Source organism: Streptomyces sp. NPDC029151, from assembly GCF_055564315.1.
The window spans coordinates 84,143-107,572 of record NZ_JBVHWQ010000005.1; the positions used below are offsets into that span (position 1 = coordinate 84,143).

At 69.5% G+C, this 23,430-nt stretch carries 22 protein-coding genes and 1 pseudogene; 6 read left to right on the forward strand and 17 right to left on the reverse strand.

The window, feature by feature from the left end; translation table 11 throughout:
- Positions 1–164: 164 nt before the first annotated feature.
- Positions 165–434 (forward strand): annotated as a pseudogene (locus tag ACZ4VF_RS20260) (IS5 family transposase); the annotation flags it as partial.
- 284 nt (positions 435–718) lie between these two features.
- Entirely contained in the window at positions 719–1,033 is a 315-nt protein-coding gene (locus ACZ4VF_RS20265; protein ID WP_467927477.1) for a hypothetical protein, read from the forward strand.
- 795 nt (positions 1,034–1,828) lie between these two features.
- On the opposite strand, the gene ACZ4VF_RS20270 is transcribed toward ACZ4VF_RS20265, so the two are convergent.
- The 9 genes from ACZ4VF_RS20270 to ACZ4VF_RS20310 form a co-directional block, all read right to left on the reverse strand.
- Positions 1,829–2,017: a hypothetical protein gene (locus ACZ4VF_RS20270; protein ID WP_467927478.1), complete on the reverse strand. Its 189-nt coding sequence runs from the start codon at positions 2,015–2,017 to the stop codon at positions 1,829–1,831.
- Positions 2,018–2,241: 224 nt separating this feature from the next.
- On the reverse strand, positions 2,242–3,222 hold the full coding sequence (gene apyS / locus ACZ4VF_RS20275) for a RiPP biosynthesis methyltransferase ApyS (protein ID WP_467927479.1): 981 nt from the start codon (positions 3,220–3,222) through the stop codon (positions 2,242–2,244).
- Complete coding sequence (apyD, locus tag ACZ4VF_RS20280) at positions 3,215–5,185, reverse strand: RiPP biosynthesis radical SAM protein ApyD (RefSeq protein WP_467927481.1); 1,971 nt, start codon at positions 5,183–5,185, stop codon at positions 3,215–3,217. Before apyD ends, apyS begins: the two co-directional genes overlap by 8 nt.
- A complete protein-coding gene (apyI, locus tag ACZ4VF_RS20285; protein WP_467927482.1) occupies positions 5,176–6,066 on the reverse strand; it encodes a RiPP maturation protein ApyI in 891 nt (296 codons plus the stop codon). Before apyI ends, apyD begins: the two co-directional genes overlap by 10 nt.
- Entirely contained in the window at positions 6,063–6,923 is an 861-nt protein-coding gene (gene apyH, locus ACZ4VF_RS20290) for a multinuclear non-heme iron-dependent oxidative enzyme ApyH (RefSeq protein ID WP_467927484.1), read from the reverse strand. Before apyH ends, apyI begins: the two co-directional genes overlap by 4 nt.
- A gap of 71 nt (positions 6,924–6,994) precedes the next feature.
- Complete coding sequence (apyA, locus tag ACZ4VF_RS20295) at positions 6,995–7,177, reverse strand: aminopyruvatide family RiPP (protein WP_467927485.1); 183 nt, start codon at positions 7,175–7,177, stop codon at positions 6,995–6,997.
- Between the two features lie 189 nt (positions 7,178–7,366).
- Complete coding sequence (locus ACZ4VF_RS20300) at positions 7,367–8,767, reverse strand: cytochrome P450 (protein WP_467927486.1); 1,401 nt, start codon at positions 8,765–8,767, stop codon at positions 7,367–7,369.
- Between the two features lie 1,268 nt (positions 8,768–10,035).
- Entirely contained in the window at positions 10,036–10,707 is a 672-nt protein-coding gene (locus tag ACZ4VF_RS20305; protein ID WP_467927487.1) for an alpha/beta fold hydrolase, read from the reverse strand.
- A gap of 514 nt (positions 10,708–11,221) precedes the next feature.
- Positions 11,222–11,518: a zinc ribbon domain-containing protein gene (locus tag ACZ4VF_RS20310; RefSeq protein WP_467927489.1), complete on the reverse strand. Its 297-nt coding sequence runs from the start codon at positions 11,516–11,518 to the stop codon at positions 11,222–11,224.
- Between the two features lie 850 nt (positions 11,519–12,368).
- Here ACZ4VF_RS20310 and ypfJ point away from each other — a divergent pair.
- The 3 genes from ypfJ to ACZ4VF_RS20325 all read left to right on the forward strand — a co-directional run bounded on the left by ypfJ (position 12,369) and on the right by ACZ4VF_RS20325 (position 15,426).
- On the forward strand, positions 12,369–13,256 hold the full coding sequence (gene ypfJ / locus ACZ4VF_RS20315; protein ID WP_467927491.1) for a KPN_02809 family neutral zinc metallopeptidase: 888 nt from the start codon (positions 12,369–12,371) through the stop codon (positions 13,254–13,256).
- A 177-nt stretch (positions 13,257–13,433) separates the two neighbouring features.
- Complete coding sequence (locus ACZ4VF_RS20320) at positions 13,434–13,895, forward strand: pyridoxamine 5'-phosphate oxidase family protein (RefSeq protein WP_467927492.1); 462 nt, start codon at positions 13,434–13,436, stop codon at positions 13,893–13,895.
- 1,078 nt (positions 13,896–14,973) lie between these two features.
- Positions 14,974–15,426, forward strand: coding sequence for a hypothetical protein (locus tag ACZ4VF_RS20325; protein WP_467927494.1), 453 nt, complete (start codon positions 14,974–14,976; stop codon positions 15,424–15,426).
- Positions 15,427–15,671: 245 nt separating this feature from the next.
- Here the strand turns inward: ACZ4VF_RS20325 and ACZ4VF_RS20330 are convergent, their stop codons facing one another.
- The 7 genes from ACZ4VF_RS20330 to ACZ4VF_RS20360 all read right to left on the reverse strand — a co-directional run bounded on the left by ACZ4VF_RS20330 (position 15,672) and on the right by ACZ4VF_RS20360 (position 20,477).
- Complete coding sequence (locus ACZ4VF_RS20330) at positions 15,672–16,049, reverse strand: hypothetical protein (RefSeq protein WP_467927495.1); 378 nt, start codon at positions 16,047–16,049, stop codon at positions 15,672–15,674.
- Complete coding sequence (locus ACZ4VF_RS20335; RefSeq protein WP_467927497.1) at positions 16,046–16,660, reverse strand: MarR family winged helix-turn-helix transcriptional regulator; 615 nt, start codon at positions 16,658–16,660, stop codon at positions 16,046–16,048. The genes ACZ4VF_RS20330 and ACZ4VF_RS20335 overlap by 4 nt, the downstream gene beginning before the upstream one ends.
- A 237-nt stretch (positions 16,661–16,897) precedes the next feature.
- Positions 16,898–17,728, reverse strand: coding sequence for an MBL fold metallo-hydrolase (locus tag ACZ4VF_RS20340; protein ID WP_467927498.1), 831 nt, complete (start codon positions 17,726–17,728; stop codon positions 16,898–16,900).
- On the reverse strand, positions 17,721–18,593 hold the full coding sequence (locus tag ACZ4VF_RS20345) for an NAD-dependent epimerase/dehydratase family protein (RefSeq protein WP_467927500.1): 873 nt from the start codon (positions 18,591–18,593) through the stop codon (positions 17,721–17,723). The genes ACZ4VF_RS20340 and ACZ4VF_RS20345 overlap by 8 nt, the downstream gene beginning before the upstream one ends.
- Before the next feature lie 49 nt (positions 18,594–18,642).
- Positions 18,643–19,038 carry a nuclear transport factor 2 family protein gene (locus ACZ4VF_RS20350; RefSeq protein ID WP_467927501.1) on the reverse strand — a complete coding sequence of 132 codons (396 nt, stop codon included), beginning with the start codon at positions 19,036–19,038 and terminating at the stop codon, positions 18,643–18,645.
- A gap of 34 nt (positions 19,039–19,072) precedes the next feature.
- Entirely contained in the window at positions 19,073–19,972 is a 900-nt protein-coding gene (locus ACZ4VF_RS20355; protein WP_467927503.1) for an SDR family oxidoreductase, read from the reverse strand.
- Positions 19,973–20,336: 364 nt separating this feature from the next.
- A complete protein-coding gene (locus ACZ4VF_RS20360) occupies positions 20,337–20,477 on the reverse strand; it encodes a hypothetical protein (RefSeq protein WP_467927504.1) in 141 nt (46 codons plus the stop codon).
- 252 nt (positions 20,478–20,729) lie between these two features.
- Here ACZ4VF_RS20360 and ACZ4VF_RS20365 point away from each other — a divergent pair, with 252 nt between their 5' ends.
- Positions 20,730–21,620 carry a LysR family transcriptional regulator gene (locus ACZ4VF_RS20365; protein WP_467927506.1) on the forward strand — a complete coding sequence of 297 codons (891 nt, stop codon included), beginning with the start codon at positions 20,730–20,732 and terminating at the stop codon, positions 21,618–21,620.
- A 381-nt stretch (positions 21,621–22,001) separates the two neighbouring features.
- On the opposite strand, the gene ACZ4VF_RS20370 is transcribed toward ACZ4VF_RS20365, so the two are convergent.
- The gene (locus ACZ4VF_RS20370; RefSeq protein ID WP_467927507.1) at positions 22,002–23,294 is read right to left on the reverse strand and encodes an MFS transporter; all 1,293 of its coding nucleotides are present in this window, start codon (positions 23,292–23,294) and stop codon (positions 22,002–22,004) included.
- Between the last annotated feature and the right edge of the window lie 136 nt (positions 23,295–23,430).

Here is a 23,430-nt window from a genome sequence, read left to right on the forward strand (position 1 = left end):
GCTGGTGGTCCGGTCCCCCTACGAAGACGGTCGCAGGCGCCGCGCCGTCCTGACAGGCGACAAAGCGGCCGTCGCTGCTGATGACGGCCGGCACAAGAGGGTGTGGCCGAAGATGGCGTCGGCCTCCTTGACGCCGGTCTGCCAGTCCGCGACCTCGATAACGCTTCACCCTCACCGCGGGCACCATCAACGACTGCACCCAGTTCGAGCCGGTCATGGCCCGCATCAGCATCAAGCGGTGCGGGCCAGGCCGCTCGCGGACCCGTCCCGCACCGGTCGCCGCCGACAAGAGCTACTCGTCTACGAAGAACCGCTCCTACCTGCGCAGGCGCGGCATCACAGCGGCGATCCCGGAGCGGATCGACAAGATCAACGGCCGTCTGCCGCAGGGGAGAGAGAGCAGATGCCGGCTCGACCGCGTGGCCTATCGCCGCTGCGGATCAGGCGAGGTATTAGCCAACCTGGCCGATGAGGGCCAAAGGTTGTAGGGCGTGCGGATCTGCGCTCCACCGAACGTGTATCGCTACGCCTTCGTCTTCGCCGGTTCGTAGGTGACCAGCAGCTCCATCCAATCCCTGATCAATACAGGCCTCGTATCCGCCGGGAGGTCGACGGATGGGGCGACCACCGCCGTCCGGCCGCCGATCGGCGCAGCACCGGTTGCGGCCCGGCACCGCCTGGGCTCTGCTGAGTCTTACCACCTTCACAGGGAGAGAGCATGGCAACAACGAACAGAACCGAGCATTGGACGAAGATCGACGATGTCTCGAAGGAAATCCGCGACGAGCCGTGGAGCATGTACTGGCGCGAGTGGAAGACCGGCAGTGAGCCGTTCGAGAGGTTTCTGCACGATCCGGTACGGGTCCTCGCGGACGAGCTCAGCGAAGTCGAGCAGGACTGGTCTGTCACGTCGACGGTGGCCAATCACCAGGTGGGCCTGACTGCCAGTCCGATCTGCATCGTGGCGATGGTGGTACCGGAGGAACGCCGCGCCTACCTCTGGCTGTACAAGCACGCGCCCGAGGACTCCTAGCCCGGCACAGGGAGGCCGCCGGGGGGAGGAACCCTCGCGCGGTCGCCGTAGAGCCTCGTCACGCTGATGCGGAGGTCTCATAGCCAGGTCGGAGAGCGGACCGCATCCGCCGCATGGAAGATGTCTGTATAAAAGAACACCGCCCGGTTCTGTCGGCAGGGGATGGTGAAGCTGCGAGCCCGCCGGCTGCGCAGGAACAGCGGATCGGATTGACGTCGGCCGATATCCCGGAGCCACACTTCAAGCCCCAGCCCTGGCGCAGCGGGTATCTGTCACCGATGCGCCAGGGCTGGGCGTCTCGCACTTCCTCGGCGATCCCGCTTGTAGGTTGGGGACAATGCACCGGTTGGCCTCCGTGTCGAGAGGTTTCCGGGCATCGAGCCGCGTCGTAGGTAACGCATGTGAGCGATGGCATGCCGCAGTTTGGGAGTGCTCCTTCGCGATGTCCCTCAGCGTATCGGCGGTCTCGATGACCCAGTCCAAGTAGCCGGCGAAAGAGAGGGAGCCGCCGCGGGCAAGATTCTGGAAGACGTCGTCCGGGGCGCCGGTGACCTCCCGGACCGGCACATGGCGATCGCCGACCACCGATCTGAGGTACTCCGGGCTCCACAGCCAGGGCGCCGTCCGGCCCGACGCGCAGGCGGTCACCCGTGGCTCGCCGCCCAAGCGTGAGGGGCTGAAGTCATCGGCCGCGACGCGCGCAACCGGATTCAGGCGCATCGCCGCCGTCTTCCTCGTGGGCGGTCTCGTCGCAGGTCCACAGGCTGTGCCCCTGCGTGGTCAGCATGCGGTCCGTCAGGCTGCCCAGGTCCTCCGGTTGCAGGTCGAGCTGCTTGACTGTCCGATCCGGTAGTCGAGGATGATGCCCTGCTCCTTGGCGGCCTGCATCAGTGGCTTCCACTCGTCGCGCAGGCATGCGAGATACGGCCGCGTCTGCCCCGGCTTCGCCCGCACAAGTTGCACGGACCACACCGATCCCTCCATATAGGGAGGCTGTTGCACGAGGCTGGACTGGAGCGGCTCATGTGACGACATATCTCTTCTCCCACCGGTGACGGAGGCACCCCCAGGCAGTCCGTATCGGGATCGGCCGCCCTCTCCCCAGCTGCAAATCGAGCGACACCGCGCTGGGGCCCACTCCCCCAGGGCGGGGGCGACCGATCCCGCCGACCCTCCGCGCCGAGGAACTCCGCGACCTTGCGGGGGCATCAAAGCCGCAGGATGTGCACGAAGAAGGTGCCCTGTTGGTCCTCGATTATGTGGATGGGCACACAGCCAGCCTCCTCGTAGACCTCCGTCCAGCCACTGCGGTCGCCTGGAGGCACTCCCTGGCCGGAGATCACCTGGACGACATCGTGAAGGGCGTGCATGCGCGGCCACGGCGGCTCGCGGCGGCCAACCTGACCGTAGTAGTCCGCCACGATGAGCGCCCGGCCCGGGAACAGCTCCCGCAACTGACGGAGCCAGGCGACGGCGCCGGCACAGCCGGCCGCGAAAAATTCATTGAGCAGGCTGGTGGCGGAGATGGCCTCGACCCGGCCCCTGACCTCGGCTGCGAGCGCACTCTCCAGGCGGGTGCAGTTACCGTGGACGACCGACACTCGATCGGCCAGGCCCGCTTCGGTGAGGCTGCGGCGGGCGTGCTCGCACATGGCCGCGTTGGCGTCGACACCCCAGCCGGTGAAGTCCGGGCTGCGCTCGGCCAGCTCCAGCAGCAGCGATCCGTCCCCGCAGCCCAGGTCGAGCAGTCGGCCGAGTCCGAGTTGGGCGATCACTTCGGCCATCAGCCCCAGCGCCGGTGAGCGGTCGAGCGCGGCGAAGGCGGCGGCATGCCGGGCGCGGTCGACGGTGGCGGCGGCGTTGAGAGGCGCGCGCAGCAATGCGCGCAGCTGCCGGGCGTTCGGACCGTAGGCACCGATGTACTGGTCGAGCAGGCCGCGTGCCTGCGCATTGTAGTGCCCCGTGGTCCGGTAACCGTCAGGGGTGAATTCCAGGAGTTCGGTGCGGGCGGCCGTGTAGTCGAGCAGCGTCCGCAGCCACGTCGCGTCGAGCCCGTTCCTTTCTGCGAGTTGCTCGGCAGTACCGGGCCGGTCCAACGCTGCAAGGAGGCCCTCCTCATGCAGGGCGGCCACAGCGTGGGCCAGGTGGAAGCCCTCAACCAGGTCGAGGGCCGTCCAGTGCTCAGTCATGGACGCCCATTTCCGCCTGACGGCCGGCGGGGACGATGAGTCCGGTGGAGGCGAGCTGCCGCAGGTGGTCGGCGCAGGGCTCCCAGCCATCGGTGAGCGAGCCGATCGCGGTGCGGATCTCGTTCATCGTCCGAGGGGTTCGGAACAAGCTTAGGATGGCGTGGGTCGCCGGGTCGATCGCGTAGTCGCGGAAGCCGGCGTCTGAGCCGAGCACCACGCGGCAGCCGACGTCGCCGGCCTCCTGCTCGGTGATGGGTGGGCCACCGGCTGGCCGGGCGGTGATGCGATCGATCAGGGCGGGGCAGTCGTGGATGCCGTCGAAGAGCACGGCGCGGGAGTTCAGCTCATACTGCGAACGGCCCTCCTCCGTCCTGGACGGCTGCGGCAGCCGCAAGGCAGCACGGAGGTGGTGGACGTACCGGACGAGCGAGTGCGCATGGTGTTCCGCACCGAGCGTGTGAGCCACGAAGGCGCGAACGAACTCGGTGTCCACGGGGTCGTCCCATCCGGTGAGCTCGCGCCATTCGCGGGCCTTGGCGGCGAACCTGCTCAGCCGGCCGTCGAAATGGCACAGCAGGTAGGTGGCGATGGTGTGACCGAGCTCGCCGAGGGCGCGGTGCAGGTCGACGGCGAATACGTGGTGCTCGCGCGGCATCTCGCCCGGGTAGTAGTGGTAGGTGGGGAACAGGCCCGGATGCTCCAGGACCAAGGTCTGGTCGGTCTCGTCCAGGAGCCAGCCGTTGAACTCGGTGCGGTAGCCGTCGTAGCGCAACTGGTCGCCCAGGGTCGTGAATTGGGCGGTACCGGGTTCGGGCAGCAGGACATGCAGTTGGGTGGTGCAGTGCTGTTGCCGCCGCGCGAGGCAGTCACCGAGGAGGTCGAGGGTGGCGTCATGGTCGGCGGGCCGCTCCTCAGGGTGGCCTGTGATGAAGGAGACCGTGCTCGCGATGCCGAGGCGTTCGGTGTGGTCGAGCGCCGCTTCGAGGACTCCGAGGTCCAGCCGTTTCTTGATGACCCGCTGAAGGCGCGGGGACCCGGTTTCGATTCCGAAGTAGAGTGCGACGCACCCCGCCTCAGCCATCCGTTCCAGCAGTTCGGGGTCTACGCAGTCGACCCGCGCGGAGACCCGCCAGGTGTAGCCGCGGTCGCGAACGGCGTCGCAGAAGTCCAGCACCTTGCGGCGGTTGACCGTGAAGAGATCGTGTTCGAGCTTGAAGTCTCGTGCGCCGTAGCGGAGGTGGAGCCGGTCGAGGTCTCCGACGAGACGGGCTGATGACTTCAGTCGGTATGAGCGCTGGAAGAAGGTCGCAGTCGAGCAGAAAGTGCAGCTGAACGGGCATCCACGGCCCGCCTCCACCCGTAGGAAGTCCAGGGGGAGTTCTTCGACCGGGTACAGGTCGTAGGCTGCATCCGGGAGGGTGTCCAGGTCGGTGACGAGGGGACGCCCGTCGGTGCACTCGAGGTCGTCGGCGAAGGGCGCGGTCCGCCAGGAGACTCCGGGGATGTGGCTGAACCGGCGGTGCTCCAGGGACTCCAGTACGGCCGGAAGGGTCTCCTCGGCCTCGTGGCGCACCACGACATCGAAGCACCCGAAGCCTTCCAGGATCTCGCGGTGCAGCATAGTCGCGTGCGGCCCACCCAGCAGGATGGCAAGGTCCGGCGCATTGCGCTTGAGGTGCTCGGCGACCCGCAGTGCGAAGATGAAGCTGCAGCCGAGCGTGGTGAAGCCGACCGCGTCCGGTTGTTCGGCGAGCAGGTCCTCGGCCGCCCGGCGGTACAGAGTGGCGTCGTAGTCGAGCCGCCCGGAGCGGACCAGTCGTTTGGGGTCGTACACGCTGACCTCGTGGCCGGCGCGTCGGGCGACCGCGGCGAGGGAGATGAGCCCGAGATGAGGGTGGACGTCGAGGGCACCGAGGTCGTGGTGGCCAGGCAGGACCATGTTGTCGACGAGGATCAGGCGCACCGGTTCTCTCCGATCGAGAAGGGGGCAGCGCCGGTGAAGGTCAGCAGGCGCAGTTCGGTAAAGCGCTGGAGGGCAGTGAGTAGACCGCCTGGCTCGCAGTCCTCGCCGGTGGTCGAGGCCAGCCGATGGGCGAGCTCCTGGACGGTGGCATGACCATCGACCAGAGCGAGCAGGTAGCCGGCGAGCGGTGTGACCTCGGTGACGTGCACGCGCTGGCTGTGCTCGTCACGCCAGTACAGCAGGGTGAGGCCCTCATCGTCGGGGGGGACGGCGGACGTGAAGGTGCCAGATTCGATCAATCGGGCGAGCGTGCGTGGATGGCAGCGCGCTTCCCGGATGGCGAGTGCGCCCACCACGTGGGGCACGGAGTGGGGTCCTGGGGACGAGAGGGTGGTAAAGGGCATGCTGTCGGCATGGCGGAGCCGCTCTACGGTGAGCTCGTGCCCGAGAGCGTCTCGCACCATGTAGTGCACCGGATCGTCCCCAGCAAGCCAGCTGCCCATGAAGTCGGCGAAGGCAGTCAGCCGTCGGCGCAGGTCCAGCCCGCCGTCCTGCGAAAGCCGGGAGAAGTGGGGCGCGTAGTCGGTGAATGCCTCGATCTCCAGGTCGGCTTCAGCGAGGGCGCGGAGTGTGAGGGGCAGGACGCGGCGCAGCGGGTTCTGGCGCACCATCGTGACGAAGCCGGCGAATCTGCGCAGGCCGTCCAAGTCCATGGCGCGGATGACCGCCGCGTCGTCTTCCCCTCCGCTTCCTTCCCCTTCCAGCTCCTCTCGCCCGGCCGGCCACGTACCGATGATGCTGGGGTTCGCGAGCCCGGCGGCCATGTATGCGTGGACGCGGCGTGCGGGCAGTGCGAGGCCGTCCTGCGCCGACCCCCTCACGGCGCCACCAGGTCGCGCACTCGCTGCAACTGCCCTTGGAGTGAGTCGAGTTCGGGAAGTACCGGGGCCCAGTTGTACTCGAAGGTGACCGCTCGGGGCCGGGCCCGGCGCAGAGCCTGGGCCAGCAGTTCGAAGACCGGTTCGGGGGCTGGCTGCGCGTGGTCGTCCCATGCCGTCCCGGATTGCGTCTTCAGTCCTGAGAGGTGGATTTCCACCACACGCTCCAGTGGAAGTCGTTCCAATTCGCGGCCGGCGTCGAACCCGATGTTGATGGCTGAGATCAGGAAGTGCGTGAGGTCCAGCAGCAGGTTCAGCCGATCGTTGCGCTCGCACAGGCGGCGGGTGAAGTCAACCAGCGACATGGTGCTGCCCGGCACGTGGAAGTACTGGGGCGGGTTCTCGAGGATGATCGGCACGGGAAAGCGGTCCTGGAGCGGCTTGAGGTTGTCGAGAACCTGCTCCAGGTTCTGCTCGCTCAGCTGCGGGCAGACCGTGTAGTTGAGCGAAGTGGGGCCGGCGCCCTCGTCGTCCTCGGTTCCCGGTGCGGTCGCCTCGGCCCGGATGTACGAGAGGTGTTCGCCGATCCAAGGGGTGCGCGTGCGCTGTCGCCACTGCTCTACGGCCTCCAGCGTGCTCTCCTCCGGCAGGACGAAGCCACCGACCGACATGCTCGCGCAGTGCAGGACCAGCGGGATCTGCTGCTGGATCTCCACGGCGGCGGGGGCATGCTGCAACTGCTCGAACGGGATCTCCACATAGTCGAGGGCGCCGGGCAGACGCTCGATGAGCTCCGCGACGTACGGGCTGTGGGCCAGCCCGACGGCGGTGTCGGCGCGGTCCGGGTCAAAGTACTCCACTCGTTTCCTGCTCTCCCGGTGTGGCCGGTGGCCTCCCCCGACTGCGCGCGAGGAGACCACCGGCGTGACGGTCAGTCCCAGAGGTAGCCGTCCTCGCAGCGGATGGCGCCGTCGAGGATGTCGATGCTGGCGCTGCTCGTAGTCACCCGAAGGGTGTTGTTGCGCAGGCAGGCCGTGATGGCCTCTCTCCGCTCCTCGGTGAGCTCGAAACCAAGCTCCATCTTCGGGGCGCGCAGCTCGATGCTGGGCTCCACGGCACGTCCGTTCACTGTCGGACCGCGCGCCGCGGACTCATCGCCAGAATTCTGCGAATGTGTCATATACATCACCTTCTTCCATGGAAAATCGGACTACTCTCCCCATCTGCCTGAATTATTGAGTAATGTCAAGCATTGGAGATTTTGACTTGGTTCGCGTCGCCGAGCGTCCTTTCGGTGTTCGACTCAGGGCAGGTGCACCAGATCACGCAAGGGGCCTCCGGCCCGGCCTCCCGCGGCTGGACGCCGGCCAGGCTCCTGGACCAGCAGGCGCACCTCGCCGGCCGGTACGAGCGTCGCTCGCAGACGCCAGTCGATCTCCTGGTCCTCAGCCAGGCTCAGGTCCCACCGGCGCAGCACTACGGTCAGGGCTCCCGTCAGGGCGGTCCTGGCCAGATGACGGCCGAGGCAGTAGCGGGCCCCGGCTCCGAATGGCAGGTAGTCGAAGGCCAAGGGCTGTGCCGAGCGCCACCGGCCCGGATCAAACCTCGCCGCCCGCCCGTCGCCGACAGATACCCGGTGGGCGACGAACGGGGAGACCAGCAGCTCACAGCGGGGCGGAATTCGGTGTCCGCCGAGGAAGGCCTCCCGGGTGGTCACCCGCACCATCACGGCGTTCGGCGGCAGCACCCGCAAGCTCTCACGCACCACGGAGTCGAGCAGCACGGCCCCTCGGCCGGCTATTACACCGGCCGAGCGCAGCTGCGTGCACAACTGGTCCCTCAGTCCTTCCAGTTGAGTGAGCAAGAGGATCGTCCAGGTGAGCACGGCGGCCAGCGGCTCACTCCCCGCAAGGAAGAGTGCGTTGGTATGGGCCACGAGTTCGTCCTCGGACAGCGGTCGCCCGCTCTCATCACGAACGTGGCACAGACGGGCCAGCAGGCAATCGTCCTGGCTGACCGGCCCGCCAAGCGCGCGATGGTGGCGGATCTGGGCACGAAGTACAGCGTGCAGGTTGCCACCGACAGTGGCGAGCTCGGTACGCAGTCCGCGGCGAAGTCCGCCGTCACTCGGCCCCGCTGCGGCGTACCGGCGACGCAGCTCCAGCAGGTGGCGGCAGCTGTCGCCGAGTCCGAAGGCATCGGCGGTGGTCCCGAACAGCAGCTGCCCGAGAATCGCCCGGGCGAGCTGGTTCATCTGCGAGCAGAGCCCCACGACTGCCCCCGGTTGCCAACTCCCCGCCATGGCTTCTGCTTCGCGGGCGACCAGGCCGGCGCACTGTTCAGCGAGTTGCCGGCTGAATACGGCCCCGAAAGCACGCCGACGCTGACGGTGGACGGCACCGCTCATACTGAACAGCCCCGAGCTCAGGGCATTGATCACTGCCGGCAAACCGTCCCGCTCGGCCATGGTGGCCGGACGCCCGAACGTCTCGGCATCCGACAGGACGTCTCGCACGTTGGCAGCGCCGAAGGCCGCGATGCACCCCGCTGTGCCCAGCGCGCGCGAGAACACCGGCACACCGTCCGTCAACACCGCAAGGTCGCCGTGGCGGCCTTGGACCGCCAGCAGCGTCGCCAGCGGATCAGTAAGCAGTGACGTATGCCAGTCCGGTGCGGCGGGCAGGCCGGTGTGGTGAGCGGACATGGGCCTAGCTTCACATCCTCTCACCTCCCCGCCGGATCAACGCGCCCAGAGGGCTCGGCCGGACATTCGCAGCAAGCTCACACACTGAGTATTTGGTCCATGGCCAGTGCTTGCTCCCTCACAAGGCGGACCGAGGCTTCGGAGCGGTGGGGTGCCTCTTGCGGTCGCTGGTGAGGCGGCGCCGGACAGCAGGTGGGCGCCTGCCGCGATGTCGGACACGCGGGCTGCGGTAACCAGGACGGTCAGGAACAGGCAAAGGAAGTCGAGACTGAGGAGGCGCTTGCGCCCGAATATTCGCTTGGCGGCGGCGGTGCCCTGGTCGGTGAGGCGTCCGTCGGCTGGAGTCTCGATGGTCTGAGAGTCCGAAACGCAGGCTGAGAGGTCGCTGCTGCGCCTTTCGGTCTCGCGGACCAAGCGCCGCAGCAGCCCGATGTGCGGCTCCACTGAGATGGGTCAGCTCCTCGATCCAGATGTGCGCCGGAACGAGGCGATGGCCCCGGCGCTGTCTCCCTGCTCGGCCAGTTCCACACCCTGGTTGCATACGGCGTCGGCCGCATCCTGCGTCGTCGCCTTCCGCCGCTCCGGTTCCCTGCGTGTCCTCCGCCACCGCATGTCTTCCATGCTTCACCGGTTGCGGACCGATGGCGACATTTCGGGCCCGGCCTGCGCCATCCCCGGGGGTGCTGAGCGGGTTCCCGCTGATCGGGGTGGGCTATGTGCTCGGGCTGCGCGGGAGGCTCGGCGTGCAGGTCGGCGCTGCTCGCCTTCGCCCTGGCCGTCCCGCGCTGCTCTCCTTCCGACCCTCACCCGTGCTGGCCCGTACCACCACCCTCGCCTGAGCGGCATGTGCCGCGGCCGTCGGCCTGCTCACTTCCGTATCTGGATGTCGCGCGTCCGTATCTGGATGCCGCGCGCCGGACCGGATGCACCCACGACACCAGCGCCGCCCGCCGCGACCACAGTCTGGCCCATCTGCACCCCACCGGGTCGGCGCCTTCGCCGACCTGGGCTTTGTCGGACCGGTCGACAACGCGGACGCCCCCGTGGTCATCACCGGATTCAAGGCCACCCGGCCCCCGAGAAGGACGCCAACCACGCCCTCGCCGCCGGGCGCGCCTCGGTGGAAGTACGGCTTGGCCCACCCTCACCGAACTCCACGCCGACCCCGCCCGCGCCACCTCCCGCGCGCCCTCATGCTGACGAACTCGACGCCGCCACTGCCGGACGGACTGCACGGCAGAAGAGGACCTCCGCGCACCCCGTCATGGCTACTCGCCCAGCAGGAGAATCTCCAAGAACTCCTGCGGAGCATCCCTCGCGACGTCGTGGCCGCTGTCCAGGGCGTGGACTCGCCAGGCTGGGTCGCTGGCCAGCCGGTCACGGACGGCGGTGAAGGGCGTGCCGTCCCACCCGGACAGATACACGTAGTCCCGGGTCTTGACGTCACGCAGGCCGGCCCCGTCCAGCCGGATCCGCTGGAGGAAAGAGGCCAGTGGATGTGCGGTCACGCGCGGGTCCTTGCCGGACGGCGGCTGAACCGCGTATCCGTCCGCCGCCGCGCCCTCCAGGAACAGGCTGCGGTAGGCGTCGGTGGTCAGGTCCCAACAGGACTGGCCGTCGTCGGGCACATAGGCGTCGGCGTAGACCAGGCGGCGCACCACGCCGGAAGGGACTCGGTCGGCGGCACCGGTGATCACCATGCCGCCGTAGCTGTGCCCGACGAGAACGGCATCGCTGACCGCCTCGGTAGCGAGTACGGCGAGTACGTCGTCGATGTGGGTGTCGAGATTGACGTTGGCAGAGTTCAAGTGGGCGCGGTCACCGACACCGGTGGGGGTAACGGTCAACGCCCGGTGTCCGGCCGTGCGCAGCCCGTCGGCCAAACCGGAGAAGTACCAGCCGCCGCGCCAGCCGCCGGGAACGAGAACGAAGGTCGTCATGCAGGGATGAACGATGCCCCACACGATGCTGATTCCTCTACGGGCACGGGGAATTACGACGAGTTGCCTATAGGTGGACTTCGCTGGCATGGGGTCGAGCTCGCGGCCGCCGCGGGCCGGAGTCATGCCGCCGTACCAGCCGCCCTTGTCGGCGCAGCCGTCCGGTGCCAGGGCCAAGGGGTCGCTCGTGGTGGCCCAACGGGTCGTGGCCGATGTAGCGGACGATTTCCAAGTCGTAGTGGCGCGGGTAGTTGTAGGGGAATCCGGTCTCGGAGTCGGCGTACTGGTCGGCGCAGCGCAGTGGGGTGGGCGGTGGTTTTCGAGGCGTCACGGTGGTCCCCCAGGTGGTGGTGCGGCTGCGCCTGGCGATGGCGCCGTCTTCGACGAGTTCGCCGGAGGTGCCGACAACGTCGGTGACGACGGCGAAGAAGCGGGCGTCCCACCTCACCACGTGGCAGCCGTCGGCACATCCTGCGCGGCATGTCGCCGGGCAGAGGGAAACGTCGCCCCTCGATCAGGGTCCAGGGTGCTGGTAAGTCCGCTGCGCCTGCCCGTACGCATCACCGCCAGGAGCGCTTGCGGCTTGTGCTTGCGACTGCTCGGCCCACTCCTTGGACACCGCCTGCTCCATGCCGCAGAAGGCGCACTGGATCGCGAATGTCGTCGAGACGGGAAAGATCGGCACGAAGAACAGTGTGAACTTGGTGACGCGCTTCCTGACCGTCTGCGCGGCAGGATTGCCGCGGTGACGACAGCGCAGCATGAGTATCGCGATCTGGTACAGGTATACGCGAGTGCCGAAGATGATCATTGCTGGTCCTTGAATATGGTCGAAGGAGGCTGGGGCGAGGCGGCGGGCGTCCGCTCCGCGTGCCGTGTGCCGTGTGCCGATTCCATTACGCCCCGGATGGGGGTCTGGGTCATGGCCCGGAATCTCGTGCCTTGACAAAACCGTGACGAGGACCGACGCAAGCCGTTCGCCACAGTCCTCGGCCGGTAGCGGCGGATGCCGGACACGTCACTGTCTGTATTCACGCACCCTGATCCGTGCCGATGAGCCTTAGCCGCGAGTTCGCCATCGGACTGTGATCGTGCCTGGTCAGAGGGTGGGTAGGGAGTACGCGACGCCCCAGGCGACGGCTCGTCGGCGGGAGCGCTGCCCCTCGCACCGGTCGTCCTGGCCCTCGGTGATGACCGGCGTCACCGCGAGAGTCTTCACTCATCGGGGAGCCGTGGCGTGCCAGGGGCCCACCGATCTCTGACTTCTGCCGGTGACGGCGGCGAGTGCTGCCGGTGACGGCGGCCGAGATCGAGTGCCGGCCGCCGCACGCACAGTCACGAAGGCTGTGAACGTCTCTTCGACAGGTACGCGATCGTCCCGGCCGACCCGCGGCGGCCGTCCGTCACCTGAACCTCGCGGGCATGGGCACGGGCACGACACCGGCGACAGGCGGAGCCCGCTGCGCGGTCGACGGCATGGAGGTGCCGTTACCGCGCACGGCGATCTCCGTCCACCCGCGGAGCGGCGTCGCGGCGTCGCCCGCCGGCCCCTCCGAGAGGCGGAGCAGGAAGAGGACGGGATGGGGATGTCCTCATACGGGGTAGGCGAGCGGGACGACGCGGGGTGGCCCGGCGCGCTGCTTGAAAAGGAGGGTCAAGGTATGCAATTCGACGACGATGCCGCTCTGGACACGTCCGAGGTCACGGACGGGCGGGGAGGTGTGCTGGGCGGGATCCCGGGCGGCGGGAAGACCATCGGCGGAGGACTGGTCGGGCTCGTGGTACTGATCGCCTCCGTGCTTCTGGGTGTCGACCCCGGCATGTTCGGCGCGGGAAGCAGCGACACGTCCTCGTCCGGCAAGCCGACCTCGGACCTCAAGGCGGAGTGCCGGACCGGTGCCGACGCCAACCGCAAGGAGGAGTGCCGGATCGTCGCCGTGGTCGACAGCGTGCAGGCATTCTGGAAGCAGACGGAGACAGCCGCCGGCAAGTCCTATCAGCAGGCCCCGACGTTCCTGTTCACCGGCAGGGTGAACACCGGCTGCGGGAGCGCGACGTCCGACGTCGGCCCCTTCTACTGCTCAGCCGATGACAAGGTCTATCTGGACCTCGGCTTCTTCGAAGACCTGAGCAGCAAGTTCGGCGCCAAGGGCGGCCCGTTCGCCGAGGCCTACGTCATCGCGCACGAATACGGCCATCACTTCCAGGACCTCAGCGGAACGATCTCCCGCGGCAGCGGAAAGGGCCAGAGCAGCGGCTCGGTGAAACTCGAGTTGCAGGCGGACTGCTACGCCGGAGTGTGGGCCCACCACGCCACCACCACCCCCGACCCCAAGAGCGGTAAGCCACTGATCACCGACTTGACGAAGGACGACATCGACCGCGGGCTGGACGCGGCCGCCGCTGTCGGAGACGACCGTATCCAGCAGCGCTACCAGGGCAAGGTCACACCCGATACCTGGACCCACGGCTCCGCGAGCCAGCGCCAGCAGTGGTTCTCCACCGGCTACCGCTCCGGTCGCGTCGCCAGCTGCAACACGTTCAGCTGACCACCGCACGTCGCCCGGCTGCCGGGGACCGTGGGACCGGGCGTTCGGTCCGCCATGTCGATGGTCCATGTCGATGGTCTTGTGAGCTGCTGTTGGGCGCCTGGGCGATGGTCCGCCTCCCGGCTTAGGACCTGCGCCCCATGCGCACGGTGAACCTGCTGGCTAAGGTCGGCCCCCATGCAACCTACGGAGATCATTCGCCGCACCACGGCGGAGCGCAGGCGGGACACCCTGAAGCGGCTCAGCTCGGAGCGCGACATATGGGTGTCGACATCCCACCCCGACCACGGCCCGCATCAGGTGCCCCTGTGGTTTCTGTGGGACGGGCAGGCAGTGTGGATGTGTACCGGCGCGAACTCCGCGACCGCGCGCAATGTGCGGAGGGAACCGCGCGTACGGCTTGCTCTGCCGGATGCCTTCGACGTGGTGCTGCTGCAAGGGGAGGCGAAGTGCTGTCCCGTGCGGGAGGTGCCACATGATGCCGCAGAGGGGTTCGCGGGTAAGTTCGGCTGGGATCCGCGTACGGAAGAGACCCCCTTGCTGTACCTGTGCGTGGCGCCGCAGGTAGTACGCGCCTGGCGCGGAGTACCGGAACTCCGCGGCAGGGTCGTGATGCGCGACGGGGTGTGGTTGGGGTAGCACGGCCGCCGTGTGAACCCGCGGGTCACAGCCGCTCGTTGAGGGCTGCTACGAGGACGGTCGCCTCGTAGCGGACCGCCAGTTCGTCGTGTTGCGTCGCACGGCACGGTTCCTCTTGAGGCGGTTGATCTCGCACTCGACCGCGTGGCGCTCGCGGTAGACGGCTGTGTCGAAATGCGGCGGCCGGCCGCCGGGAGCCGAACTTCCTGGGACCACGGGCCTGGTCGCCCCTGTCGGTGACGGTGCAACGGATCCTGCGGCGGCGCAGGTACGCGCGATGCCGGTATCCGCATCCATCACCGCACCTATGACGCCGACGTCCCCTCCCCCTACCGCGGCCAGGCCTCCCCCGTCACCCGCCGGGACCGGAAGCGGGAACTCACAAGCCGTGACCGAACTGGAGTACCGGCCCATCGTCCCGCACACCGCCGGACTGGCCGCCGTGAAGGAAGCACTCGCCTTCGACATCGCGTGACGGCCTGACGGGGTCACACCTGACGTTGGTGTCCGCCCTGCTCGGGGCCGGGGAAGCACCGGTCGAGGCCGTGGATCGTCTCGGATCAACTGAGGTCGCTGATCGGGCGGTTGCTGCCTGAGCCAGGCCCGGAGCTGGTCTCGGACCGTCCGCCGGATTCGGATCGGCGAGCGCTGTGCGGGATGTCGTTGTCCGTGCTTCACACCGGGATCCCCCAGTCGCAGTCCCGTCATGCCGTTCGCCGACCGTGGCGACGACCACGACGAGTGCCGGCGACTGCCCTGGCAAAGCGGCCTTCGCCCTGTCATCGCCGAACGCGGCCGGCCACACGGCACGGGCCTGGGCACCTTCCGCGGGGTCGCAAGGTCTTCCTTGGACTCGCCCCGTCTGCCTGATCACCCACCGACACCAGATGCTTTGTCGGGGCAGGCGCGGGGCGTTGGCGGGGTCAGCCGTCTCTGGCCTTGTCCCGGAGGAAGGACGCCGAGCGCCGGCAGGTGCAGGGACTCGGCACGCGGGGCCCTGCTCTTCTCGCTGCTCGGCCCGGAACGCCTGAGTACCCGTACTCAGGCCTTGCGGCCCAGGTTCGGGAAGGCTGGAGGAATGACCTCCCGAGACACCGAACCGCACCCCGTGCTCCCGCGCGTGGTGGGCGCGGTTCTCACGGGTGCGGCTCTGGCCCTCGGCGCCCGGAGCTACCACTCGTGGATCGAACACCGCAACAACCGAGGCTGTCAGCGTGACGAGCTCCTCTGCCTCACCTGGCCGGGCGTGACGGCCGTGCCTGTCGTCCTGGCGGTCTCCGCGATCGTGCTGGCCGTCGTCTACAAGCGGCTGGGCATCCGGCCCCGCGCCGTCATCGTCCCGCCGACGGTCCTCCTGGCCCCCGTTCCCCTCGCCGCGGCGGACACGGCCGGCGGCTGGTGGGCGCTCGCCCTCATGGGCGGGCTGTGGGCCGGTTCTCTGGCCCTCGGCGCGTGGAGCCGCCACCGCATCCCGGCGCTCACCGCCTCAACGGCGATCCTCCTCGGCGCCATGGTCTCCTACTACGGCTGACGCACGCACGCCAACGCCTTCCCTCCCAGGGCGATTACCGCGCCGAGCGCGGCGGTAAGAGCGACGACGGCACGTGGGCGGTGATGACAACCGCAAGGCCGGAAATGGCCGCCTGCGCTCGCAGCGACGGTGCAGGCGCCGGCACTCGGCGGGCCAGGCGATGGTGCGTTCCACATCCGGGCGGTGTGGGTCCAGGTGTGCGGAGTGGTGGCGGTGCTGGAGCCCGGGGCACATCGACCCTGGTGTCAGGACGGGTTGGCGGCCTGCATGACCGCGTGCCAGGGGGTGGCGTCGAAGATCAGCCGGATGGTGTCGATCCGACCGTTGGTGAGGTGGAAGTGTTCGGCTGTGCGTTGAGTGCCGATGGCCGGGACCGAGGTATGGACGTCGTAGATCAAGGTCGCTTCGGTCTCGCCGTACAGTTCGCTGATCACATCGACGCCGGTCACGATTCCCAGGAACGCGTCCAGGCCTCCCAGGTGCTGGTGCGTGCTGTCGGAGGTCAGCAAGGGGCTTTGGAAGTGGAAGGGGTCGCCCAAGGTTCGGGCAGCGGCAGGGATGTCGCCCTGGAACCGGGCTTCGTGGTAGGCGCGGACGGTGGTGCGTGTCGTGGCGGTCGTCATGAGGGGTCGTTCCCTTCGGCGGTTGCGAGGTGGGCGGCGATGCGCTGCTGGTTCTGAACAAGCCGCAGGCACAGGTGACGGAGCTGGTGCAGTTCGGCGTCGGTGAATCCGTGGAACAGCGCGGCCATCGCCCGCTGTGTCGGTGTCCGGAACTCCTCCAGCCATGTCAGGCCGGCCGGGGTGATGCGCACGAGGATGGACCGCCGGTCACCTGGGTCGGGATCGCGTCGGACGAGCCCTTCGCGTTCCAGTGTGTCGACCAGGCCGGTGGCATTGCGGGGGGTCATGCCCGCGGAACGGGCGAGGTCACCGAGATTCGCACCGGCTTCGCCGAGTGTGCGCAGCCGGATCAGGACATCGCTGGCTCCTGCGCTGAGACCACGGCCTTCCGATCCATGGGAGCGAAGCCGCTCAACGGACCTGTGCGCGGCGCGCGCCGCGGCTGCCGCCTCCAGGCGCAGGGTGTCGGTGTCGCCCCCTGCCAGGAACTCTTCCATGGCCTCACGTACTTGAGGGTCATAGAGCATCCCGCCCGGGTCCTGGGCCAGCAGTCCGGAATTAATTACGTCCTTCATAATGAAGGAATACCCGACTTGATCGAGTGCCGTCAAGGCGCCGAAGGAGCGGGACCCCGACTGCGGCCCTCAGGGGCGGCAGCTGCGTCTTTACGTGCTGCAGCTGCGCACAACAAGCGGTCATCCCTTGCCCCGTGAACCAACGCCCCCCTCCGAGCGTCGGCCTCCTCCGCGCCCGGGGCACCGCCCTGAGCGCGGAGGTCTACGGCCCGCGTACCGTCCCCGACGCCGTGTCATCGACGCCGGTTCGTCCTTCCGCCCGGCATCGCTCGGTCAGGAGCCGGCCTTCATCGGCGGGGCCTGCTCCTGGCGCAGGTAGCGTTCGACCGAGCGGGTCAGCACCTCGTTGCCGCCGGTGGTGACCACGCGGTCCCACCAGGCGCCGTAGATGCGGTCGAAGCGGTAGCCGGCGAGCAGTTCGCCGGCGGCTCGGACGGCGTCGGGGCGCTCGGGGACGTGATTGGCGTAGCTGTACATGATGCTGACCCACCGGGGGTCGGGGCCGACGTTGACGATGTCGCCGGTGAAGAGGGCGCCGCCGCCGGCGTTCCAGTGCATGACCGCGCTGCCCGGAAAGTGGACGCCCGGGTTGATCAGCGTCAGTTCCTCGGTCAGCCGGTGAGTCCGCCCGCTCCAGAAGTGCAGGGCGGGGTCGGGGCGGCCGACCCACTGCCGGTCGGCCTCGTGCAGGTACACGGGCGCGTCGAAGGCGTGCGCCCAGTCGACCATGGCGGAGTAGAAGTGCGGGTGGCTGATGGCGATCGCGGTGATGCCGCCGAGTTCCCCCACTTCGCGGATCACGGCGTCGTCGAGGTAGGGCACGCAGTCCCAGAGCACGTTGCCGGCGGCCGTGCGCAGCAGCAGCGCACGCTGGCCGATGGCGAACTCGGGGGTGCTCCCGATGCCGAGGACGTCCGGGCCCTGTTCCTCGAAGCGGCCCCGGTGGCCTTCGGCGCGCAGCTCGGCCAGGGTGGTCCACTGCTGGCCGCCGTGTCCGACGTACTGACGCTCGTCCAGGCAGACCGGGCAGTCGGGGCGGGGGACGGCGTACTGGGTGCCGCAGGTGCGGCAGACGGGCAGCGTCGTGCCGGTGAGTTCAGCCACGGTCGCCTCCGGTCAGCTCGGTGAGTACGTACGGTCGGCTGGGCCGCCAGCCGAGTTCGGCGACGGCCCGCTGCCCGGACACCACCTGGTTCAGACCCAGGGCTTCGGCGAACGGGCCGCCCAGGGCCTGGGCGGCCTGCTCCGGCGGCCAGGGCTCGGCCCGGCCGGTGCCGCCCGCGGCGAGGTCGGCGGCCGCGGCGAGCGCCGCGACCGGCACCGCTTCGTGTGCCACACCGTGCAGCACGCCGGCCGCGTCGGCCTTGGTCACCGCCAGCACGAAGAGTTCTGCGAGGTCGTCCACGTGCACCATCGGCCAGCGGGTCGCCGCCGAGCCGACGTACCGGCCGGTGCCGTGCTCACGCGCCCAGCCGGTCATCAGGCCGGGAATGCCGCCGCCGTGGCCGTACACGATGCCGGGCCGCACGACGACGGCCCGCACGTCGTCCCGGCCGGCGTCCAGCACGCGCTGCTCGATCCGCGGGCGGTAGCCGACGATGGCGATGGCGTCGGTCGGCGCGTCCTCGTCGAGGGCCGCGTCGCCGGTGGCTCCGAGCACCCAGACACCGCTGGTGTACACGAAGGCGCGTCCGGTTCCGCGCAGCCGCTCGGTCAGCGCGTCCACGGCGGCCGCGTCCACCGTCTCGTCGCCGGTCGGCGTGGCGAGGTTGACCACGGCGTCGATGTCGTCGGTGACGGCCGCCCGCAGCGCGGCCGAGTCGGCCAGGTCGCCCTTGAGTGCCGTCGCCCCGGCGGGCAGCCGGCTCGGGTCCTTCACGAGGTGGACCACCTGGTGGCCCTCCGCCTCGAGCCGCCGTACCACGGCCGATCCGATGTAGCCGGTCGATCCCAGCACGAGTGTCTTCATACGTGGTCTCCGTTCGTCGATGGGTGAGTTGGGGTTGGTTGTGCCCGCCTCACGGGCGTGCACGGAATTCGGGCGACGGGGCGCCGCCCGTGGTCTTGCCGTAGCCGAGGGACTCGACGATCCGGCCGTCGCGCACCAGCACGAGGTTCACGCCGCGGACGGAGTCGGCCGGTCCGTCACCGAAGTGGTACCGCCAGCGGACCATGGCCCGTTCACCGGTGATGACGACGGCCTCCGGCTCGAACCGGCCCGCGCGGTCCTCGGCGAGGGCCCGGCAGAACTCCAGGCACGCGGCGAACCCTTCGTAACGGGCCCCTTCGGGTGCCGGGCCCCTCGCCTCCATCACGCAGTCCTCGGCGATCAGTTCGGCGAGCGATGAGGTGTCACGGTCGAGGAAGGCCCGGTTGAAGCGGTGGACGACCTCGGACGTGGTACGGAACGACATGCCGCACCCCCTCAGCAGCACCCCGGCAGGTCGGTCACGGGTTCCCCCGGCCAGGCACGGCCACCGCGTCCTCCACCGCGGTGGCCGGACCGGGGATCGCGTGTTCGGCGGCGCGGCTGACCTGCTCCCACGCCTCCCAGGTGGCCATGCGGCTACGGGCGATGTCGAACGCGAGGTCGTAGACCATGCTCCCCAGGAGGAGACGCAGTGGCGGCTCGTCGCTGTCGACCAGGGTGAGCAGCGCGGACGCGGCGAGTTTCGGGTCGCTGTCGACCGAGCCTTCGGCGAACTGCTCGGCCAGCTTCTCCCGCAGCGGCGCGTACGCCTCCAAGGGGGTGGTGCTGTGCATGGCGCTGTACAGGTCCGTCCAGTAGCCGCCGGGCTGAAGGATGCTCACCTTGGCGCCGAAAGCGGCCGCTTCCATCGCGAGGGCCTCGCTGAGGCCTTCCAGGGCGAACTTGCTGGCGCTGTAGAGACCGGTGCTGGGGAAACCGCCCAGGGCGGCGATGCTGGACACCTGCACGAGGTGGCCGGAGCCTTGCGAGCGCAGGACGGGCGTGACCGCCTGACAGACCCACAAGGCACCGAAGAAGTTGACGTCCAGTTGGGCGCGGGCCTCGGCCTCGGTGAACTCCTCGACCATGCCCATCGACAGCATGCCCGCGTTGTTGACGACGACGTCGAGCCGGCCGAAGCGGCCGGCCGCCTCGTCGACGGCGGCGAACACCGATTCGCGGTCGGTCACGTCCACCACGAGGGGCAGCACCCGCCCCGGGTGGGCGGCCGCCAACTCCTCCAGCGGGGCCACGGTGCGGGCGGCGCCGGCGACCCGGTCGCCGACGCTCAGCGCGGCCTCGGCGAAGGCGCGGCCGAGGCCCCGACTGGCGCCGGTGATGAACCAGACGCGGCCGGTGCTGTCGGCTGAGGTGTGCATGTGCGGTACTCCTGTCCGAGAAATGAGGCACCCGGGCTCGATTCGCAGGGGTCCCGGGTGCGGATGCTCCGGTGGGCGCGTGCGTGGGCGTGCCCGGCCGCCCGCCGGTCGGTTCCGGCGCGTGCTCCGGACGGCCGGCGCCTCACGGCCGCCACCCGCAGCTGCCACGGACGGCCGTCGAGGGGAGGCGTCTGCTCCGCCGGTCCGGGCCGTCGTGACCGCGCAGCGCCTCGGCGCGGAGCTGCCCGTCACGGGTGATCGGCCTCTGACGGATCCTGGCCGCCCCGACACCGGGCGGAGGAAGGAGATCGAAGAAGGCGTTGCCCGTCTCCGAACCAGCCAGCGGGTCGCCGTGCGGAACGGTTCACATGGTCTCCTGGCGGAACAGCTCCCTGAACGCGTTCGTTTGCCGGTTCCGCTGAGCGTGCCCGATCGGGGTGACGAGCCCGACAACGGCCTCCATGTGCTCCAGCGGAACGGTGACGCCGGCGACGAGCCGCTTCACGAGAGGTCTCCCTTCTGGGTGCGTGGGCGTGCCACGCCTTGCGCGACGGGCTCGTCTTCTCTGCGGCACGCTCCGGCGGTCGCAGGAAGTCCGCTGGGCGGTGTCGTGTCGCCGGTACGGCGCCGCACCGCTCAAAGATCGCTGAGCAGCGGTTCCGGCCTGCTGTCGATCTTCCAGCGTCCTCCCATGCCCATCAACATCCAAGATCAGTAGGATCCGATAACTCAGGCTTATGACGGGGGTCGGCAGCACGTGGAAGTTCGCGACATCGAGATCTTTTTGACGCTGGCCGAGGAACTGCACTTCGGTAGGGCCGCCGCCCGGCTGCACCTCACGCAGGCGCGCGTCAGCCAGGTGATAGGGCGTCAGGAACGCCACCTCGGCGGCCTGCTGTTCGACCGCTCCAACCGCCGTCGGATCCGCCTGACCCCGCTCGGCCAGCAGCTGCGTTCCGACCTGCGGCCGGTCTACGCGAGCCTGCGCGAGAGCCTCGAACGCGCCCGGATGGCCACCCGCGGCAAGACCGCACGTCTGCGCGTCGGCATGATGCCGTTCAACGTGCCTGACATGTACCGCTACTGGGAGACCTTCCGCTCGCGTCACCCCCAGTGGGAACTGCAGCTGCGCCGGGCGCCCTATGTCGACCCGTTCGCCAGACTGCGCGAGGGCGACATGGATGTCTTCCTCACCTGGCTACCGGTGGACGAACCCGATCTGACCGTCGGCCCGGTCCTCTTCCGCGACCCCCGCGTCCTGGCCGTCGCCGCCGACCACGAGCTCGCCGAACGGCTCGTCGTCCCGTTCGAGGCGCTGGCGGACTTCGGCCACGCCATGGCACCCGACATGCCCGACTACTGGGAGGACGGCTACCTGTCGTTCCACACATCCCGGGGGAAGCCGATCGAACGCGTCGAGCAGGTCACCAACGCCGACGAGCTGATCCACCTCGTGGGCACCGGCGAGATCGTCCACCCCTTCCCCTCCCACGTCACCCGCTACTGGTCCATGTCCTGCGTCCGCTTCATCCCCGTCCCCGACATGGGGACGATTCCCTACGCCCTGGTGTGGCGCAGGGACGCCGAGAACGACCTCATCCGGGCCCTCGCCCAGACCGTCCGCGACATCGGAGTCCTGCACTTCTGAGGGCCCCGCGCAAGCGGCCCGGAAGCAGAGGCGGCTCCCCCAGGGCGGGGGGAACCGTCGGCTGCCGCGGCCGCCTTGGCCAACGTCGGCCCCGCCCGGCGGCCCGGCAACACCGGCCGTACCGCCCTGCTCATGACGGCCCTATGACCGGAGGAGCGCGCGTCCGTCCGTCAGGTGTCGCCGTGAGCGGCACGACCATCGGGCGTACCGCTCTTTGCCCTCCTTGGAGTTACGCCAGCGGTCCTCAGCGGCCACCGGGTCTGCTCACCTGCTGCCCATCCGTTGCGGGCCGGGCCGTGCCTCCGTGAAGGAGCGGTGCGAGAGGCTCAGCCTGTGCCGTCGGCGCGGCTGCACGCGGGCGAGTCGAGCCGATCGGCGGGGTCAGCCGCGCGGCAGAAGGAGGCGCGCGAGGGCGGAGGTGGCAAGGAGGAGGGCAGCGACGGCGAGGAGGCCGATGCGCATGCCCGGGAGGGAGAAGCTGCCGCCGGGGCCGGAGAGCAGGCTTCCGAAGAGGGCGACCGCGAGCGCACCGCCGGTCTGGCGGAGGGAGTTGAGCAGCCCCGACGCGGCCCCCGCGCGCTCCTGCGGGACGGCGTCCATCAGCATCGCGGTCATCGCGGGCACCGCGAGCGCCCCACCGACGCTCAGCGGCAGCAGCAGGACGAGCACCAGCCATACGGGGGTGTGGGGAGCCAGTGGCAGCATGGCCAGCATCGCTACGGCGAACACCAGCAGCCCGGCGACGATCACCGGCCGCCGCCCGATCCGCTCCGCCAGCCGCGGTGACACCAGGTTGGTCGCCGTCACCACCGCCGACATCGGGACGAACATCAGTCCGGCCGCGATTCCCGTCATCCCGCGCAGCTGTTGGTAGTACAGCCCGAGAAGGAATATCCCGCCGTAGAAGGCGGCGTTGACGGCGAAACCGACCGCGAGCGGGACGGCCACCCGACGGTTCGTCAGCATGCCGAGAGGCACCATGGGCTGGCGGTGCCGGGCCTCCACCACACGGAAGGCGTACCCGGAGGCGAGGGCGAGCGCCGCGGCTGCCAGCACGGGGCCGCTGGTCCAGCCCAGGTGGCCGCCCTCGATCACCGCGAAGGCCAGTCCGGCCAGGGCCACCACGGCGGTGAGCTGGCCGCCGCCGTCCAGCGCGGCGGGCCGGCGCGGGGAGCGCGGCACCCGGAGCAGCAGGCCCAGGACGACCGCGCCCACGGGGAGGTTGAGCAGGAAGACAGCCCGCCAGCCGGCCGAGTCGGTGAGCAGCCCGCCCAGCACGGGACCCGCGGCCATCGCCACCGAACCGCCGACCGTCCACAGCGCGATGGCGCGGGCGCGCGCCCGCGCGTCCTCGTAGGCCTGCCGGATCAGCGCCAGCGAGGCCGGCATCACGACCGCGGCGGCGGCGCCCTGCGCGACGCGTGCGCCGACCAGCACGCCGATGCCGGGCGCCAGCGCGCAGCCCAGGGAGGCGAGGGTGAACAGGGTGACGCCCCACGCGTAGGCGCGGCGGGCACCGGCCCGGTCGGCGAGGGCGCCCGCGGAGAGCATCAGGGCCGCGAACATCAGGGTGTACGCGTCCACCACCCACTGCAGCCCGGCCATCCCGCCGCTGAGGGAGTCCCGGATCGCGGGCAACGCGATGTTCACGGCCGAGACGTCGATGGTGATCACTGTGAACCCCAGCAGTGAAGCGACCAGCGCGACGCCGCTCCGCCGCGGTACGGCGGGGGGTTCGGGGGGCGGCGTGGTTGCCCGGGTCCCATCCGCCTGCCGCCGACGGAGCTCGGGCACCGACGGCTCGTCGTCG

What these genes read in the sequence shown, in the direction of transcription:
- ACZ4VF_RS20270 (WP_467927478.1), bottom strand. Translation starts at nt 2,017, where the DNA reads ATGGAGGGATCGGTGTGGTCCGTGCAACTTGTGCGGGCGAAGCCGGGG.
- ACZ4VF_RS20320 (WP_467927492.1), top strand. Translation starts at nt 13,434, where the DNA reads ATGCAACCTACGGAGATCATTCGCCGCACCACGGCGGAGCGCAGGCGG.
- ACZ4VF_RS20330 (WP_467927495.1), bottom strand. Translation starts at nt 16,049, where the DNA reads ATGACGACCGCCACGACACGCACCACCGTCCGCGCCTACCACGAAGCC.
- ypfJ (WP_467927491.1), top strand. Translation starts at nt 12,369, where the DNA reads ATGCAATTCGACGACGATGCCGCTCTGGACACGTCCGAGGTCACGGAC.
- ACZ4VF_RS20300 (WP_467927486.1), bottom strand. Translation starts at nt 8,767, where the DNA reads ATGTCCGCTCACCACACCGGCCTGCCCGCCGCACCGGACTGGCATACG.
- ACZ4VF_RS20325 (WP_467927494.1), top strand. Translation starts at nt 14,974, where the DNA reads ATGACCTCCCGAGACACCGAACCGCACCCCGTGCTCCCGCGCGTGGTG.
- apyS (WP_467927479.1), bottom strand. Translation starts at nt 3,222, where the DNA reads ATGACTGAGCACTGGACGGCCCTCGACCTGGTTGAGGGCTTCCACCTG.
- ACZ4VF_RS20350 (WP_467927501.1), bottom strand. Translation starts at nt 19,038, where the DNA reads ATGTCGTTCCGTACCACGTCCGAGGTCGTCCACCGCTTCAACCGGGCC.
- ACZ4VF_RS20265 (WP_467927477.1), top strand. Translation starts at nt 719, where the DNA reads ATGGCAACAACGAACAGAACCGAGCATTGGACGAAGATCGACGATGTC.
- ACZ4VF_RS20310 (WP_467927489.1), bottom strand. Translation starts at nt 11,518, where the DNA reads ATGATCATCTTCGGCACTCGCGTATACCTGTACCAGATCGCGATACTC.
- ACZ4VF_RS20355 (WP_467927503.1), bottom strand. Translation starts at nt 19,972, where the DNA reads ATGCACACCTCAGCCGACAGCACCGGCCGCGTCTGGTTCATCACCGGC.
- ACZ4VF_RS20345 (WP_467927500.1), bottom strand. Translation starts at nt 18,593, where the DNA reads ATGAAGACACTCGTGCTGGGATCGACCGGCTACATCGGATCGGCCGTG.
- ACZ4VF_RS20305 (WP_467927487.1), bottom strand. Translation starts at nt 10,707, where the DNA reads ATGACGACCTTCGTTCTCGTTCCCGGCGGCTGGCGCGGCGGCTGGTAC.